General features: G+C 63.8%; 17 protein-coding genes. 7 read left to right on the plus strand and 10 right to left on the minus strand.

Going from position 1 to position 15,251, the window contains the following annotated elements; genetic code table 11:
- Positions 1-3: 3 nt before the first annotated feature.
- Positions 4-1,068, minus strand: coding sequence for a heat-inducible transcriptional repressor HrcA (hrcA, locus tag R5H30_RS08755; RefSeq protein WP_318327856.1), 1,065 nt, complete (start codon positions 1,066-1,068; stop codon positions 4-6).
- A gap of 113 nt (positions 1,069-1,181) precedes the next feature.
- On the opposite strand from hrcA, the gene rph reads away from it, so the two are divergent.
- From rph to hemW, 3 genes are read left to right on the plus strand one after another with little or no spacing between them, the layout of a single operon-like run.
- A complete protein-coding gene (gene rph, locus R5H30_RS08760; protein ID WP_318327857.1) occupies positions 1,182-1,895 on the plus strand; it encodes a ribonuclease PH in 714 nt (237 codons plus the stop codon).
- Positions 1,892-2,503: an RdgB/HAM1 family non-canonical purine NTP pyrophosphatase gene (gene rdgB, locus R5H30_RS08765; protein WP_318327858.1), complete on the plus strand. Its 612-nt coding sequence runs from the start codon at positions 1,892-1,894 to the stop codon at positions 2,501-2,503. The genes rph and rdgB overlap by 4 nt, the downstream gene beginning before the upstream one ends.
- Positions 2,496-3,653: a radical SAM family heme chaperone HemW gene (gene hemW, locus R5H30_RS08770; protein WP_318327859.1), complete on the plus strand. Its 1,158-nt coding sequence runs from the start codon at positions 2,496-2,498 to the stop codon at positions 3,651-3,653. The genes rdgB and hemW overlap by 8 nt, the downstream gene beginning before the upstream one ends.
- Here hemW and R5H30_RS08775 read toward each other — a convergent pair.
- The 7 genes from R5H30_RS08775 to R5H30_RS08805 all read right to left on the minus strand — a co-directional run bounded on the left by R5H30_RS08775 (position 3,650) and on the right by R5H30_RS08805 (position 11,036).
- Positions 3,650-4,543 carry a ParB/RepB/Spo0J family partition protein gene (locus tag R5H30_RS08775; RefSeq protein ID WP_318327860.1) on the minus strand — a complete coding sequence of 298 codons (894 nt, stop codon included), beginning with the start codon at positions 4,541-4,543 and terminating at the stop codon, positions 3,650-3,652. The genes hemW and R5H30_RS08775 overlap by 4 nt on opposite strands.
- A gap of 13 nt (positions 4,544-4,556) precedes the next feature.
- A complete protein-coding gene (locus R5H30_RS08780) occupies positions 4,557-5,366 on the minus strand; it encodes a ParA family protein (protein ID WP_318327861.1) in 810 nt (269 codons plus the stop codon).
- Positions 5,359-5,970 (minus strand): 16S rRNA (guanine(527)-N(7))-methyltransferase RsmG, encoded by a 612-nt coding sequence (gene rsmG, locus R5H30_RS08785; RefSeq protein WP_318327862.1) that lies wholly within the window; start codon positions 5,968-5,970, stop codon positions 5,359-5,361. Before rsmG ends, R5H30_RS08780 begins: the two co-directional genes overlap by 8 nt.
- On the minus strand, positions 5,967-7,835 hold the full coding sequence (mnmG, locus tag R5H30_RS08790; protein ID WP_318327863.1) for a tRNA uridine-5-carboxymethylaminomethyl(34) synthesis enzyme MnmG: 1,869 nt from the start codon (positions 7,833-7,835) through the stop codon (positions 5,967-5,969). The genes rsmG and mnmG overlap by 4 nt, the downstream gene beginning before the upstream one ends.
- 3 nt (positions 7,836-7,838) lie before the next feature.
- The gene (gene mnmE / locus R5H30_RS08795; protein ID WP_318327866.1) at positions 7,839-9,125 is read right to left on the minus strand and encodes a tRNA uridine-5-carboxymethylaminomethyl(34) synthesis GTPase MnmE; all 1,287 of its coding nucleotides are present in this window, start codon (positions 9,123-9,125) and stop codon (positions 7,839-7,841) included.
- Between the two features lie 30 nt (positions 9,126-9,155).
- Positions 9,156-10,463 carry a transcription termination factor Rho gene (rho, locus tag R5H30_RS08800; RefSeq protein ID WP_318327868.1) on the minus strand — a complete coding sequence of 436 codons (1,308 nt, stop codon included), beginning with the start codon at positions 10,461-10,463 and terminating at the stop codon, positions 9,156-9,158.
- 123 nt (positions 10,464-10,586) lie between these two features.
- Positions 10,587-11,036, minus strand: a complete 450-nt coding sequence (locus R5H30_RS08805; RefSeq protein WP_318327869.1) for a CopD family protein — start codon at positions 11,034-11,036, stop codon at positions 10,587-10,589.
- Between the two features lie 404 nt (positions 11,037-11,440).
- On the opposite strand from R5H30_RS08805, the gene R5H30_RS08810 reads away from it, so the two are divergent.
- Genes R5H30_RS08810 through dnaQ form a run of 4 tightly spaced genes read left to right on the plus strand, consistent with a single transcriptional unit; the run spans position 11,441 to position 14,142 of the window.
- Entirely contained in the window at positions 11,441-12,040 is a 600-nt protein-coding gene (locus R5H30_RS08810; RefSeq protein WP_318327870.1) for a Maf family protein, read from the plus strand.
- Complete coding sequence (locus tag R5H30_RS08815) at positions 12,037-12,873, plus strand: shikimate dehydrogenase (RefSeq protein ID WP_318327871.1); 837 nt, start codon at positions 12,037-12,039, stop codon at positions 12,871-12,873. Before R5H30_RS08810 ends, R5H30_RS08815 begins: the two co-directional genes overlap by 4 nt.
- The gene (gene coaE / locus R5H30_RS08820) at positions 12,870-13,463 is read left to right on the plus strand and encodes a dephospho-CoA kinase (RefSeq protein WP_318327872.1); all 594 of its coding nucleotides are present in this window, start codon (positions 12,870-12,872) and stop codon (positions 13,461-13,463) included. The genes R5H30_RS08815 and coaE overlap by 4 nt, the downstream gene beginning before the upstream one ends.
- The gene (gene dnaQ, locus R5H30_RS08825; RefSeq protein ID WP_318327873.1) at positions 13,456-14,142 is read left to right on the plus strand and encodes a DNA polymerase III subunit epsilon; all 687 of its coding nucleotides are present in this window, start codon (positions 13,456-13,458) and stop codon (positions 14,140-14,142) included. The genes coaE and dnaQ overlap by 8 nt, the downstream gene beginning before the upstream one ends.
- A 1-nt stretch (position 14,143) precedes the next feature.
- Here dnaQ and secB read toward each other — a convergent pair whose 3' ends face one another.
- Together secB and R5H30_RS08835 are read right to left on the minus strand one after the other, a co-directional pair.
- The gene (gene secB / locus R5H30_RS08830) at positions 14,144-14,635 is read right to left on the minus strand and encodes a protein-export chaperone SecB (RefSeq protein ID WP_318327875.1); all 492 of its coding nucleotides are present in this window, start codon (positions 14,633-14,635) and stop codon (positions 14,144-14,146) included.
- 59 nt (positions 14,636-14,694) lie between these two features.
- A complete protein-coding gene (locus R5H30_RS08835) occupies positions 14,695-15,204 on the minus strand; it encodes an FxsA family protein (protein ID WP_318327876.1) in 510 nt (169 codons plus the stop codon).
- Positions 15,205-15,251: the final 47 nt, after the last annotated feature.

The following is a 15,251-nucleotide window of genomic DNA, read 5'->3' on the forward strand; positions in this document are numbered from 1 at the left end:
CCTCTAACTCCGGTCGGAGATCAGCTTTCCGACCAGTTGTGCCGTATAGCTCACGATCGGCACGATTCTTCCGTAATTCAGTCGTGTCGGACCAATGACGCCCACGGCGCCAATGATCTTTCGATCAGCGTTCATATATGGGGAAACCACCAGAGAGGAACCCGAAAGTGAAAAAAGTTTGTTCTCCGAACCGATAAAAATGCGCACACCGTCGCCGCCTTCGGCAAGCTCGAGGAATTCGGCAATGTCGCGCTTGCGTTCGAGGTCGTCGAAGAGGCTGCGGATGCGGTCAAGGTCCTCCGCCTCGCCTTCTTGGGTCAGCAGATTCGCCCGGCCCCGCACGATCAGACGCTCTATCTGATCGCCGTTGCCCTCCCAGACCGCCAGACCGCTTTCGATGAGTTCCTGCGCCAGCGTGTCGATTTCCTGCCTGCGCTGGGTGATCTGGTCCTGAACGCTCAGCCGGACCTCGCCCAACGTCTTGCCGTCGATCAGCGCATTCAGGAAATTCGCCGCCTCGCGCATTGAACTCGGAGTCTGGCCAAGCGGCGGGCTGAAAAGCCGGTTCTCGACATGCCCGTCGGCGAAGACCAGCACCACCAGCGCCCGGTCGGGCGCCAGAGACACGAAGTCGATGTGTTTGATCGGCGCCTCGTGTTTCGGCGTCAGCACCAGCGAGGCACCATGGGTCACCCCCGACAGCGCCGATCCGACCCGGTCGAGCATCTCGGCCACATCACCCTCGCCCGGCTCGAGCGTCGCGTCGATCCGCTCGCGGTCCTGCGCGTCGGGGTTGCCGACCTCGAGAAGCCCGTCGACGAACATCCGAAGGCCCAACTGCGTCGGCACTCGTCCGGCACTGACATGCGGGCTGTCGAGCAGGCCGAGGTATTCCAGATCCTGCATCGTGTTGCGGATCGTCGCCGCGCTCACCTTCTCGCTGAAGTCGCGTGTCAGCGTTCGGGAGCCCACAGGCAGCCCATCGGCCAGGTAGCCTTCGACCACGCGCCGGAACACTTCGCGTGAGCGTTCGTTCATCTCGTTCAGGATGTTTTTGCCGTCGTTCATCGCCGCCTTCTTTCCCCGTCCAAGATAAAAGCACGAACCTGCCCGAAATCAATCAGGCTTGCATCCCGCGCGCCCGGAACGTTATCCGGGGACAACAGCAAAAAGGACAGATCATGCGCCCGTCAGGCCGACAACTCGACCAAATGCGAGAAGTTTCAATTGAAACTGGTTTCACCAAGCACGCCGAAGGCTCCGTGCTGATCCACATGGGCGATACCCATGTGCTCTGCACCGCCACCATCGAGGATCGCGTGCCGCCCTTCATCAAGGGCTCCGGTCTGGGCTGGGTGACGGCGGAGTACGGCATGCTGCCGCGCGCCACCAACACGCGGATGCGGCGTGAAGCCGCCAGCGGCAAGCAGGGTGGCCGCACCGTCGAGATCCAGCGCCTGATCGGGCGGTCGCTGCGCGCCGGCGTCGATCGCGTGGCCCTGGGCGAACGCCAGATCACCGTCGACTGCGACGTGATCCAGGCGGATGGCGGAACCCGTTGCGCTTCGATCACCGGCGGCTGGGTGGCGCTGAAGCTCGCCGTGCAGAAGCTGATGAAGGCCGGCGACGTCATTACCGATCCACTTGCCGATCCGGTCGCCGCGGTCAGCTGCGGCATCTATGCGGGACAGCCCGTGCTCGACCTCGACTATCCCGAGGACAGCGAGGCCGGCGTCGACGGCAACTTCATCATGACCGGTTCGCACCGCCTGATCGAAGTGCAGATGAGCGCCGAGGGCGCCACCTATTCCCGCGACCAGATGAACGCGCTGCTCGACCTCGCCGAAAAGGGCGTGACCGAACTGGCCGAGATCCAGAAAGCCGCCGTGGCATGACACGCCGCTTCGAGGGCGACCGGATCCTGATCGCCACGCATAATGCGGGCAAGCTCGAGGAGATGGCGCAACTCTTCGAACCGCATGGCGTCGCCGTCGTGGGTGCTGCCGAGATGTCGCTGCCGGAGCCGGAGGAGACCGAAACCACCTTCGTCGGAAACGCCCGCATCAAGGCCCATGCCGCCGCCAAGGCGACGGGGCTGCCGGCACTGGCCGACGACTCCGGGATCGAGGTCGAGGTGCTCGAAAACGCGCCCGGGGTCTACACCGCCGACTGGGCCGAGACGCCGCAAGGCCGCGATTTCCTCAAGGCGATGACGAAGACGCATACGCTGCTGGAAGAACGCGGCGCGCCGCATCCGCGCCGCGCCCGGTTCCGCGCCACGCTGGTGCTTGCCTGGCCGGACGGGCATGACGAGGTGTTCGAGGGCAAGGTCAACGGCACGCTGGTCTGGCCGATCCGGGGTCAGCAGGGCCACGGCTACGACCCGATGTTCCAGCCCGACGGACATGACGTCACCTTCGCGGAAATGCCCTCCACGCAGAAGAACGCGATCAGCCACCGTGCCGATGCCTTCGCCAAGCTGATCTCGGCCTGCTTTGGCTGAGGACTGGCAACAGGGCGGCTTCGGCCTCTACGTCCACTGGCCGTTCTGCGAATCGAAGTGCCCCTACTGCGATTTCAACAGCCATGTCTCGGCCCGGATCGACCATGACGCCTGGCGCCGAGCTTACCTGTCGGAGCTGCACCGTGCCGCGGCCGAGACTCCGGGCCGGGTTCTGAGATCGGTCTATTTCGGCGGCGGCACGCCCAGCCTGATGCAGCCCGAAACGGTGGCCGAAATCATCGCCGAGCTGCGCCGCCTCTGGCCCGTTGCCAACGATCTCGAGATCACGCTCGAAGCCAACCCGGGCTCGGTCGAGGCAGGTCGTTTCGCTGCCTACCGGCAGGCCGGGATCAGCCGGGTCTCCATGGGCATCCAGGCGCTGAACGATGCCGACCTGCGCCGGCTGGGCCGGTTGCACAGTACCGACGAGGCGCTGAAGGCCTTCGACATCGCCCGCTCGGCGTTCGACCGCGTGAGTTTCGACCTGATCTATGCCCGCCAGGATCAGACGCTGGCGGAATGGGAGGCCGAGTTGACCCGGGCGCTCTCGCTCGCCATCGACCACCTCTCGCTCTACCAGTTGACCATCGAGCAAGGCACCGCCTTCGGAGACCGCTACAAGGCCGGGCGCCTGCGCGGTCTGCCCGACGAAGATCTCGGCGCGGACATGTTCGCGCTGACCCAGGAGGCTTGCGGCGCGCACGGAATGCCGGCCTACGAGGTCTCGAACCACGCGCGCGACGACGCACAGTCGCGCCACAACCTCGTCTACTGGCGTTACGGAGATTACATCGGGATCGGTCCGGGCGCCCATGGCCGCCTGACGCTGGATGGTCGGCGCGTCGCGACCGAGGCGCGCCGGATGCCGAAGGCGTGGCTGGACGGCGTGGCGACAAACGAGGCTGAACTGCCCCGAACCGCACTGACGCCCGAGGATCAGGCCGCGGAATTCTTGCTGATGGGCCTGCGTCTCAAGGAAGGGATCGACCCGGTCCGGTATGCCGCACTCGCTGGCCGGCCCCTGGACCCGGTCACCCTGTCGGACTTGCGCGACCTTGGCATGATCTCTGATCAAGAAGACAGAATAATTGTTTCAGAACAAGGGTTTATGCTTCTGAACGCGGTGATTTCCCGCCTGGTCGGGGTCTAGCTGACGCTCAGCAGCCGGCACAGCTCGTCAAGCTGGTCGAGCGACTGGTACTGGATCACCATCTGCCCCGATTCCTGCCCCGGCTTGTGGCTCAGCGAGACCTTCATGCCGAGACCCGCCGACAGATCGCCCTCGAGCGCTTTGGTGTCGGCGTCCTTTTCCCCGGTCTCGCGGGTCGGACGCGGCGTGCTCTCCCCCTGCTCCGGCGCGCTCTCCTTCTTGACCAATGCCTCGGTCTCGCGCACCGACAGCCGGCCCTGGATCACCTTGCGCGCCAGTTGCAACGGATCACGTGCCATGATCAGGGCCCGGGCATGGCCCGCGCTCAACTCGCCACCGCGCACGAATTCGAGCACCGAGTCCGGGAGTTGCAGCAACCGCAGCAGGTTGGCGATGTGGCTCCGGCTTTTGCCGAGCGCTTCGGCCATCTTCTCCTGCGTGTGCCCGAACCGGTCCATCAGCATCCGGTAACCCGCCGCCTCTTCGATCGCGTTCAGGTCGGCGCGCTGGATGTTCTCGACGATCGCGACTTCCAGAACCTCGACATCTGTAAAGTCGCGCACGATCACCGGGATCTCGTGCAGCTGCGCCTGCTGCGCCGCGCGCCAGCGGCGCTCCCCGGCCACAATCTCGAACTGGTCACCCTTGGCCCGCACGATCAGCGGCTGGATGATCCCCTTCTCGCGGATCGATCCGGCCAGGTCCTCGAGGTCTTCCGCGGCAAATCGTTTACGCGGCTGTTCGGGGTTCGGCACCACGCGTTCGATCGGGACCAGGCGATCCGCCGCGGTCGGACCCTGACGCGTCGCCTCCTCAGTCTCCGCCACGTCCGCCATCAACGCAGACAACCCGCGCCCGAGCCCACGCTTCCTGTCCGAACCCATTGCCATGCTTTGCTACCTCTCAAGCCGCTTTCGCGGCGTTCCGGTTCAGTATTTCCATCGCCAGCGACCGGTACGCCTGCGCGCCTTTCGACTGCGTGTCGTAACTCAGCACCGGCAGCGCGAAGGACGGCGCCTCGCTGACCCGGACGTTGCGCGGAATCCGCGTCTGGAAGACCAGCTCTCCAAGGTTCTCGCGAGCGTCCTGTTCGACCTGCAGGGACAAGTTGTTGCGTTTGTCATACATGGTCAACACAATACCTTCGATGCGCAAGTCCTTGTTGCCGCTCTGGCGGACTTCCCGGATCGTCAGCATGAGCTGCGACAAGCCTTCCAGCGCGAAGAATTCGCTCTGCAACGGCACGAGGACCGAGTGCGCCGCGATCATGGCGTTCACGGTCAGAAGATTCAGCGACGGCGGACAGTCGATCAGGATGAAATCGAGGTTGAATGCGTCCATCGCGGTCTGGCGCAGTGCGTCGTGCAGAAGAAAGCTGCGCTTTTCGTTCGAGATCAGGTCCAGATCGGCGGAACTCAGGTCAACCGTCGACGGGACGATCATCAGACCTTCGATCGGGGTCTCGAGGATCACAGACTTCAGATCGATATCCTCGAGCAACAGTTCGTAGGTCGTGAACTCGCGATCATCGAGCTCGATCCCCAGGCCGGTCGACGCATTGCCCTGCGGGTCGAGATCGACGACCAGGACTCGCTGGCCAAGCTCGACAAGTCCAGCGGCGAGGTTGATTGCCGTCGTGGTCTTGCCCACACCGCCCTTCTGATTGGCCACGGCGATGATCTTGGGGCCCTGCGGCCGCGAGAGATCAGACACGTTCGAGAGTCCTTACTTCCAGTATCGCTGCATCGGGATCGGTCCGGCTGGGGTGCGTCACGAGATCGAACGTCCAGTGGGCCCGCGCTGCCTCGACCTCTTGCTGCCACCTCCGACCTTTCGGAAAAAGCGCCGTGCCTTGAGGTCCGAGGTGCCTTTTGGCATAGCCGAGCAACTGGTCGAGATCGGACAACGCCCGCGCCGACACCACGTCCGCCCCGACCGGCGCTACATTTTCGATGCGATCGGCAATCACGCGCACCTTGAGGCTCAGCTCGCGGGCGACCGTGCGCAGGAAGGCACATTTCCGTTGGTCGCTTTCGATCAGAACGGTTTCGCGCGCCGGATCACCCTCGGCCGCCATGATCGCGAGAACCAATCCGGGGAAACCGCCGCCACTTCCGATGTCGCACCAGAGTTTCGCGCGGGACTGCAAGTGGAAAAGCTGCATGGAATCAGCAATGTGACGGGTCCAGAGGTGCGCTGCGTCAGATTTCGACACCAAGTTTATCCGGGGCGTCCACTTTTCCACCGAGGCTGCGTAAGCGTCCAGCCGTTCGTGTGTTTCACGTGAAACATCGGGTGCCGCGGCAGAAGGGGTCATGCGGACCGCTTCCGCGCACCGCGAACCTTGGCGAGGATCAATGTCAAGGCTGCGGGCGTAATGCCGTCGATGCGCGCCGCTTGCGCCAGGGTTCCGGGGCGCGCCGCACTCAGTTTTCCCTGCAATTCCTTAGACAACCCGTCCAGCGCAGCGTAGTCGATATCGCCCGGTATCCGCAGGTTCTCGTCCTTGCGGAGCATTTCGATGTCCCGCTGTTGCCGCGTCAGATAATTCGCGTACAGCGCCTCGCGCCCCAGTTGCTGCCGGGTTTCCGGCGGGATCTCGGAAAACGTCTCCTCGAGCGGGAGAATGTCGGCAAATTCGACATCCGGAAATGCCAGCAATTCATAGCCATTCCGCCGCGAACCATCCTGGTTGACCCGAATTCCGTGGGCCGCAAGCTCCTTGGGCGTGAAGGCGTGCGATTTTAACGTCTTCCGTCCTGCTTCGAGGTCTTCCATCTTGGCCGCGAACGCAGCGCGCCTGGCATCGCTGGCGATACCGAGCTCCATCGCCAAGGGCGTCAGCCGCTGATCGGCGTTGTCCGCCCGTAGCGACAGACGGAACTCGGCGCGGGACGTGAACATCCGGTAGGGTTCAGTCACGCCACGCGTGGTCAGATCGTCGATCATGACGCCGATGTAGTTCTCTGCCCGCGAGAATACGACGGATTCCCGACCCAGCGCCGCATGCGCCGCGTTGAGCCCGGCCACCATTCCTTGCGCCGCGGCTTCTTCGTAGCCGGTGGTTCCGTTGATCTGGCCGGCGAGGAAAAGCCCGGGAACCGTCCGAAGCGCCAATGTCGCGTCGAGCGCGCGCGGATCGACGTAATCGTACTCGATGGCATACCCTGGTTGCAGGATCTCGACCCCCTCCAGCCCCTTCATCGACCGCACGTATTGGAGCTGCACGTCTTCGGGCAGCGAGGTCGATATGCCGTTCGGATAAATCGTCGCGTCGTTCAGCCCCTCGGGTTCAAGGAAAACCTGGTGCGAGTCCTTCTCGCCGAACCGTACGATCTTGTCCTCGATGGACGGGCAATACCTCGGACCCACCCCATCGATATGTCCGCCGTACATCGCGGACCGCGCGAGGTTCTCGCGGATGATGTCATGGGTGCGCGGATTGGTGTGGGTGATCCCGCAGGACACTTGGCGCGCCGACACTTCGGTCGTAAGGAAAGAGAAGAAGGTCGGACTATCGTCCCCCGGCTGCATCTCGAGCCCATCCCAATCGATGGTGCGCCCGTCGAGTCGCGGTGGGGTTCCCGTCTTGAGACGGCCAAGGTCGAGGTCGAAACTGTCGATTCGTTCGGCCAATTTCACCGACGCCCGATCGCCCATCCGGCCGCCCGACCGCGACACGTCTCCGATGTGGATCACGCCGCGCAGAAATGTTCCCGTGGTCAGGACTGTCGCGTCGGCCCGGATTTCGGTCCCATCGTCAAGAACGACGCCGGTAACCCGGTCCTTGTCCATCAGGAAGTCGACGCACTCTCCGGTGATGATGTGCAGTCCGGCTTGAGCCTTCGTCACCCGCAGCATCTCGGAACGGTACCGCTGCCGGTCGGCTTGCGCGCGCGGCCCCTGCACCGCTGGACCCTTGCGACGGTTGAGCAGGCGGAACTGGATTCCCGCATGATCCGCGACGCGACCCATAACCCCGTCCAGCGCGTCAATCTCGCGCACCAGATGACCTTTGCCCAACCCTCCGATCGCGGGATTGCAGGACATCACGCCGATCCCGTCTTCCGTCATGGTGACAAGCGCAGTTCGCGCACCGGAGCGCGCCGCGGCATGGGCCGCCTCGGTGCCCGCATGGCCTCCGCCGACCACGATCACGTCAAAATGTTTCACGTGAAACACCTGTCATTTGCCAATGCAAAAGCTCGAGAAGATCTCGTCCAGCAGATTTTCTGCGTCGATCCGACCCACGAGAACTTCGAGGGATCGAATCGCGGACCGCACCTCTTCTGCCGTGATATCATACCGATCCGGACCGTGCCGCAACATTTCCCGGGCCGCGTTCAAATCGCCTGTCGCCCGCAGCATGGCTGTGCGATGCCGGTCGCGTGTCGCCAATCCCGCGGATGTCGCGCGGGTCGAGAAGTAGGCTTGAAGATCGGCGAGCAGTTCGGGAATGCCTTGACCCGTTTTTCCGGAAATCCCCCGCGCCGCGCTATCCGCTGTGTCCTGTTTGGGCATCAGCGCAATATCTTGAGGGCTCGGCACGAGGCCCAGATTACCCGGCGCATCGGTCAGGAACACGCGCAGATCCGAGGATCTGGCCCGGTCGAGCGCACGTTCGATCCCGATTCGCTCGACGGCATCCCTGCTGTCGCGCAAGCCGGCGGTGTCGAGAATCGTGACCGGCAGTCCACCCAGGTCCATGCGCACCTCGATGACATCCCGCGTGGTGCCGGCGACCTCCGACGTGATCGCCGCATCCCGACCGACCAAAGCATTCAGCAACGTCGACTTGCCGGCATTCGGAGGTCCGACGATGGCGACCTCGAATCCGGACCGGATGCGTTCGGCAATCTGAGCGCCGTCGATGTGTTGGCGCAGGTCCGACTGAACACGCGCAAGTAGATCGGCCACCTCTTCCGACACATCGACCGGGACTTCCTCGTCCGCGAAGTCGATGGTCGCCTCGAGCAAGGCTGCGGCGCGGACCAGATCGGCGCGCCAGGTTTCGACCTTGTCGCCAAGCGCACCGGACAGGATCCGGACCGCCTGCCTGCGCTGCGCTTCGGTCTCGGCGTCGATCAGGTCGGCAAGCCCTTCGACCTGCGCGAGGTCGATGCGGCCGTTCTCGAGCGCGCGCCGGGTGAATTCCCCTGCCTCGGCGATGCGCGTCCCGTCTACTTCGGCGAGACATCCGAGCACCGCGTCGATCACCGCGACACTGCCATGGACCTGCAACTCGACCACGTCCTCACCGGTGAAGCTGGCCGGCGCGGCGAAGCACAGCACCAGCGCTTCGTCGATCAGTCCGCCCGCGCCATCGGTCAGGCGACGGGTCGCCGCCTTGCGAACCGGCGGCAGGGACCCGCACAGGGTTTCGGCCACGCCAAACGCCCGCGGGCCGGAGATCCGAACGATCGAAACCCCGGCCCGCCCATGCGCGGAAGCCAGGGCGTAGATCGTTTCCATTCCATTCAAACCATTGAAATTAAACGGTTATCAGGTGTTCATCGAGTCGAAGAATTCCGAGTTGGTCTTGGTCTGCTTGAGCTTCGACAACAGGAATTCGATCGCGTCCGTCGTCCCCATCGGGTTCAGGATGCGGCGCAGCACGAAGGTCTTCTGCAGGTCGGCCTTGTCGACCAGAAGGTCCTCTTTCCGGGTCCCGGACTTGAGGATGTCCATCGCCGGGAAGACCCGCTTGTCGGCCACCTTGCGGTCGAGCACGATCTCGGAGTTGCCCGTGCCCTTGAATTCCTCGAAGATCACCTCGTCCATCCGGCTGCCGGTGTCGATCAGCGCGGTGGCGATGATGGTCAGCGACCCGCCCTCCTCGATGTTGCGCGCCGCGCCGAAGAACCGCTTGGGCCGCTGCAGCGCGTTGGCGTCGACACCACCGGTCAGCACCTTGCCCGAGGACGGGACCACGGTGTTGAAGGCGCGGCCGAGACGGGTGATGGAATCGAGCAGGATCACCACGTCGCGCTTGTGCTCGACAAGGCGCTTGGCCTTCTCGATGACCATGTCCGAGACCGCGACGTGTCGCGTGGCCGGTTCGTCGAAGGTCGAGGAGACGACCTCTCCCTGCACCGACCGCTGCATGTCGGTCACCTCTTCCGGGCGCTCGTCGATCAGCAGCACGATCAGATAACACTCGGGGTGGTTCTTCTCGATCGAGTTGGCGATGTTCTGCAGCAGGACCGTCTTGCCGGTCCGCGGCGGCGCCACGATCAGCGAACGCTGGCCCTTCCCGATGGGCGCGACCAGGTCGATGATCCGGGCCGAGCGGTCCTTGATCGTCGGATCCTCGATTTCCATGTTCAGCCGCTCGTCCGGATACAGCGGCGTCAGGTTCTCGAACGCGATCTTGTGGCGCGCCTTCTCGGGATCCTCGAAGTTGATCTTGGTGACGTCGAGCAACGCAAAGTAGCGTTCGTTGTCATCGGGTGCGCGGATCACGCCTTCGATGGTGTCGCCGGTGCGCAGCGAGAACTTGCGGATCATCTCGGTCGACACGTAGATGTCGTCGGGGCCCGGCAGGTAGTTGGCCTCGGGCGAGCGCAGGAAGCCGAAACCGTCCTGCAGCACCTCGAGAACCCCGTCGCCGGAGATTTCCCAGCCCTCGTCCGCGCGTTCGCGCAGGATCTGGAACATCATCTCGCCCTTGCGCATGGTCGAGGCGTTCTCGATCTCGAGATCCTCGGCCATGGCCAGAAGGTCCTTGGGACTCTTGCGCTTGAGATCGGCGAGGTTGAGCGTTTCGACGATTTCGGGCTGCGCCGGGGCGTCGGTGATATCGGATGTCATGGAATACCCGTTCTCGACCCGCGCGGTCGCGGGGCGGTGATGAAATTGCGATGTCTGGTCTGCGCCGTCCCCGGACGGGGCGGTGACAGCCAGATAAGCAGGCTTTGCAGCCGAGTCAACGATTCAGAAGCGGACGACGACCGAAACGACGATCAGCACCATCAGCAGCGTCGGCACCTCGTTCATCATCCGGAATTGACGGCCGGTGATGTGGTTCTCGCCGCGCTCGAGCTCCTTTCGGCGCATGCTGCACCAGTGGTGGAACCATGTCATCGCGAGCACACCGGCGCCCTTGGTCCAGGGCCAGATCATGTCCCAGCTGACCAGCCCCGGCGTGAAGAGCAGGCAAAGCCCGAAGACCCAGGTCGCGATCATCGCGGGGTTCATGATGACCCGGATCAACCGCCGCTCCATCGTCATGAAAAGCCCGTGGGTGTCTCCGGTCTCGCCGACGGTCTCGACGTGATAGACGAACAGCCGCGGTAGATAGAACAGGCCCGCCATCCAGGCGATCACGGCCATGATGTGCAGCGCCTTGGTCCAGGGATAGGCCGCGGCAAGCAGGTCGGTCATCGGGCACTCCTTCGAAGCCGCTCCTTACATCAATAAGAAATAAGAAAGAAAGATTGATGATGAATGTAGGTCGACCGAAATCTGGGGATTTCGAAGTTACAGCCTGGGTTATCCCGTCTGGAAAGCGATGTGGGCGATTTCGTGTACAATCCTCGGGATGCAAAATTATCACTTATTGTCAGATGTTTAAAACTTCACAAAGACGTTCGGCATGTGGATTTCAGCGTGGATGTTTCCCGGACGACTTGATCCTCCACAGCTCGCAGGTTGTTCAAGCCAACATGCGGATGAACCGCCGGTTTTCACCGCGAAGACGATGTAGCGCAGCCGGGTTGCCCTCGCGGCCTTAATTATTCAGAAACCTTCGTTAAGAGATCCCTAATGCCGCACACACGGTTATCCCCATGTCTTTCCCCCTTGTCCTCGCGTCAGGTTCGACAATCCGGGCGCATCTTCTGCGCCAGGCTGCGGTGCCGATCGAGGTGATCCCGGCGCGGATCGACGAGCAGACCGTGCGCGCTGCACTCGCCGCAGAGGATGCGCCACCACGGGATGTCGCGGACGCACTGGCCGAGCTGAAGGCGCGCAAGGTCAGCGACAAGCTGCCGGGCCGAAAGGTTCTGGGCTGCGACCAGGTGCTTGAGTTCGAAGGCCAGATCCTGTCGAAGCCCGAGACCCCGGAGGAGGCGCGCGACCAGTTGCGGGCCATGCGCGGCAAGCGCCATATGCTGCTGTCAGCGGCCGTTGTCTGCGAGGACGGCCAGCCTGTCTGGCGGCATGTCGGGCAGGTGCGGCTTTTGATGCGCGACGCCTCGGACGCCTACATCGACGCCTACGTGGCGCGGAATTGGGAAAGCATCCGCGACTCGGTCGGCGCCTACAAGCTGGAAGAAGAAGGCGTGCGTCTGTTCAGTCGGATCGACGGCGATTACTTTAACGTTCTGGGCCTGCCGCTTCTCGAGTTGCTGGCCTGGATGACACGAAGCGGAGATCTCGAGGCATGAGCGGACAGAAAATTCCCCTGGCCGGCGTCATCGGTGCGCCGATAGCGCATTCGAAATCGCCGATCCTGCACGGCCACTGGCTGCGGCGTCACGGAATCCGCGGGTTCTACATTCCGATGGACGTGGCGCCGGGCGATCTGCGCGACGTCTTGCGCGAAATGCCCAAGATGGGCTTCGTCGGCGCCAACGTGACCCTGCCCCACAAGGAAGCGGTTCTGGACATCGCCGACCTCGTGACCGACCGGGCAACGCTGATCGGGGCGGCGAACACGCTGATCTTCCGCCAGGACGGCAAGATTCATGCCGACAATACGGATGGGTACGGGTTTCTCGAGAACCTCAAGACCGGCGCGCCGGACTGGAAACCGCAGGACGGGCCGGCGGCGGTGCTGGGCGCGGGCGGCGGTGCCCGGGCGGTGATCGCCTCGCTGCTCGAGGCGGGAACGCCGAAGATCCTGCTGTCGAACCGGACCCGTGTCCGGGCCGAGAAACTTCAAAGCGACTTCGGCAACCGGGTCAGCGTCGTCGACTGGGTGCAGGCCGGAAACATGCTGGAGGAGGCCCGGCTGGTGGTGAACACCTCGTCGCTGGGCATGGTCGGAAAACCCGAAATGCGCGTGCCGCTCGACGGGCTGCGGCCCGGAACGGTGGTCACGGACCTCGTCTACACGCCGCTGCGCACCCGGCTGCTCGAGACCGCCGAGGCAAAGCGATGCGTCACGGTCGACGGGTTGGGGATGCTGCTGCATCAGGCGGTGCCCGGATTCGAGCGCTGGTTCGGCACACGGCCACAGGTCGACGACGAGACCCGCCGGGTCGTTCTGGGCGGATGATCAGGCTCGGGCTGACCGGCTCCATCGGGATGGGCAAGTCGACCACGGCGCGGATGTTCGCCGAGGAAGGCTGTGCGCTGTGGGACGCGGATGCGGCCGTCCATCGGCTCTATGCGTCCGGCGGCGCGGCGGTCGAGCCGATCGGAGCGGCCTATCCCGATGCGGTGGAAGATGGCGCGGTGTCGCGCGCGGCGCTGCGCGGGATCATCGCGCGCGACCCGCAGGCGCTGAAACGGATCGAGGAAATCGTGCATCCGCTGGTGGCGCAGGATCGCGCGGAGTTTCTCGACCGGACGGAGGCCGATATCGTCGTGCTCGACATTCCGCTGCTGTTCGAGACCGGCGGCGAACGCGAGATGGATGCCGTGGCCTGCGTGACCGTCTCGGCGGAAGAGCAGGAACGCCGGGTTCTGGCGCGCAGTTCGATGACCCGTGAAGAATTCCGCCAGATCCGCGACAACCAGATGCCGGATGCGGAGAAACGCGCGCGGTCCGACTTCGTGATTGAAACCGATACGCTTGAACATGCCCGCGCGCAGGTGCAGGCTGTTGTCGAAACCCTCAGACGAGGCTGGCAACGCAATGCGTGAGATCGTGCTCGACACGGAAACCACCGGATTCGACCCCGAGACCGGCGACCGCATCGTCGAGATCGGCGCGGTCGAACTGATCGGCCATGTCGCCACCGGCAAGACCTACCACCAGTACATAAACCCCGAGCGCAGCATGCCCGAAGAGGCATTCCAAGTGCATGGGCTGGGTGACGAGTTTCTTGCCGACAAGCCCAAGTTCGCGGAAGTCGGTCAGGCGTTTCTCGACTTCGTGGGCGATGCCAAGCTGGTGATCCACAATGCGGCCTTCGACGTGAAATTCCTCAATGCCGAACTGCGCTGGATGGGGCTGCCGCAGATCGCGTGGGAGCGCGCCATCGACACGCTGGAAATCGCGCGCAAGCGGTTTCCGGGTTCTCCCGCGTCGCTGGACGCGCTTTGCCGGCGGTTCGGGATCGACAACTCGGCGCGGACGCTGCACGGTGCACTGCTCGACAGCGAGATTTTGGCCGAGGTCTATCTCGAGCTGATCGGCGGACGGCAGCCCGATTTCGCCCTTTCGGTTTCGGTGAACAACGGCACGGGCGGCGGCGGCGAGGACTGGACCCCGCGGCCGCGACCTGAAGCGCTGCCGCCGCGGATCACCGAAAGAGAGGCCGCGGCCCATGCCGCCTTTGTCGAGGCGCTGGGCGCGGACGCTCTTTGGGGCAAGCTCTAGCTCAGGCGTCCGCTTTCGGCGGGTTGGCCTGACGGCGCGCGATCTCGTTGCGGTACAGCGACACGAAATCGATGTTCTCGAGGTTCAGCGGCGGGAAGCCGCCGTCGCGCGTGATGTCGCTGACGATGCGGCGCAGGAACGGGAAGATCATCCGCGGGCATTCGATCAGCAGGAACGGGTGTAGCTGATCGTCCTGGACGTTCTGGATGCTGAAGATGCCGACGTAGTCGATCTCGAGCACGAAAAGCGTCGCGTCACCGTCCTTCTGCTTGGAGGTGACGTTGAGCTTGATCGAGGACTCGTACTGGTTCTCGGCGCTGCGCTTCTTGGCGTCGAGGTTGACCTGGACCTGCACGTCCGGGGTCACGTCGGCGGGCGCGCCCTTTTGCGCCATGATGTTCTCGAAGGACATGTCGCGGATGAACTGGCCCAGGACCCGCATCTGCGGGACTTGAGGCTGCTGCGGCTGCTGGGCGTCGGCGTCTTCTGCCATGGGTGTCTCCCTGAGGTGTTCTTAAATCAGCGACCGCTTAACACCTCGGGGCGGGCTGCTCAATGCTTGGTCCAGCCCGAACCGCCGTTGCGCCCGTCATGGGTGGGACGCACGCCCTTGGGCGGCACCTCGGTGTAGTCGCCCTCGATCACGTCATCGCGCGGACGGACCGGCCGACGCGGTTCGCGGTGCGGCGGGACAGATCCCGACTGGAAGGACGTGACCCGGACACGCGATCGGATTGCCTGGAAGGCGGCGGAGCGGATCGCGGGCACCAGCAGGGCGAAACCGATGGCGTCGGTAAAAAAACCCGGTGTCAGCAGAAGTGCGCCGGAAAACAGGATCATGGCACCATGCGCCAGTGGCTCGGACGGGTCGCGCATCTCGTTGAAGGAAGTTTTCAGCTGATCGAGAGCGGCCAGACCTTGCGTGCGGACCAGCCAGGTCCCGAGGATCGCGGTCACGACGACGGTGAACAGCGTCCAGCCAAGCCCGATCAGACCGCCGACCTGAATGAACAGGGCGATTTCGATCAGCGGGACCGCGATGAAGATCAGAAACAGCCACATATGGTCGTGTCCTTTCGTGTGGTCTTGTGGACTTGAACGGGTCACTC

The sequence above is a fragment of the Roseobacter sp. FCG-D35 genome (assembly GCF_033436665.1).
Taxonomy (GTDB): Bacteria; Pseudomonadota; Alphaproteobacteria; order Rhodobacterales; family Rhodobacteraceae; genus JAWQFO01.

Bases quoted from the DNA above. Each gene is read 5' to 3' on its own strand.
- hrcA (WP_318327856.1), bottom strand. From the start codon at position 1,068: ATGAACGACGGCAAAAACATCCTGAACGAGATGAACGAACGCTCACGC.
- rph (WP_318327857.1), top strand. From the start codon at position 1,182: ATGCGCCCGTCAGGCCGACAACTCGACCAAATGCGAGAAGTTTCAATT.
- R5H30_RS08810 (WP_318327870.1), top strand. From the start codon at position 11,441: ATGTCTTTCCCCCTTGTCCTCGCGTCAGGTTCGACAATCCGGGCGCAT.
- R5H30_RS08815 (WP_318327871.1), top strand. From the start codon at position 12,037: ATGAGCGGACAGAAAATTCCCCTGGCCGGCGTCATCGGTGCGCCGATA.
- rdgB (WP_318327858.1), top strand. From the start codon at position 1,892: ATGACACGCCGCTTCGAGGGCGACCGGATCCTGATCGCCACGCATAAT.
- R5H30_RS08775 (WP_318327860.1), bottom strand. From the start codon at position 4,543: ATGGCAATGGGTTCGGACAGGAAGCGTGGGCTCGGGCGCGGGTTGTCT.
- secB (WP_318327875.1), bottom strand. From the start codon at position 14,635: ATGGCAGAAGACGCCGACGCCCAGCAGCCGCAGCAGCCTCAAGTCCCG.
- mnmE (WP_318327866.1), bottom strand. From the start codon at position 9,125: ATGGAAACGATCTACGCCCTGGCTTCCGCGCATGGGCGGGCCGGGGTT.
- R5H30_RS08805 (WP_318327869.1), bottom strand. From the start codon at position 11,036: ATGACCGACCTGCTTGCCGCGGCCTATCCCTGGACCAAGGCGCTGCAC.
- coaE (WP_318327872.1), top strand. From the start codon at position 12,870: ATGATCAGGCTCGGGCTGACCGGCTCCATCGGGATGGGCAAGTCGACC.
- dnaQ (WP_318327873.1), top strand. From the start codon at position 13,456: ATGCGTGAGATCGTGCTCGACACGGAAACCACCGGATTCGACCCCGAG.
- R5H30_RS08835 (WP_318327876.1), bottom strand. From the start codon at position 15,204: ATGTGGCTGTTTCTGATCTTCATCGCGGTCCCGCTGATCGAAATCGCC.
- rsmG (WP_318327862.1), bottom strand. From the start codon at position 5,970: ATGACCCCTTCTGCCGCGGCACCCGATGTTTCACGTGAAACACACGAA.
- rho (WP_318327868.1), bottom strand. From the start codon at position 10,463: ATGACATCCGATATCACCGACGCCCCGGCGCAGCCCGAAATCGTCGAA.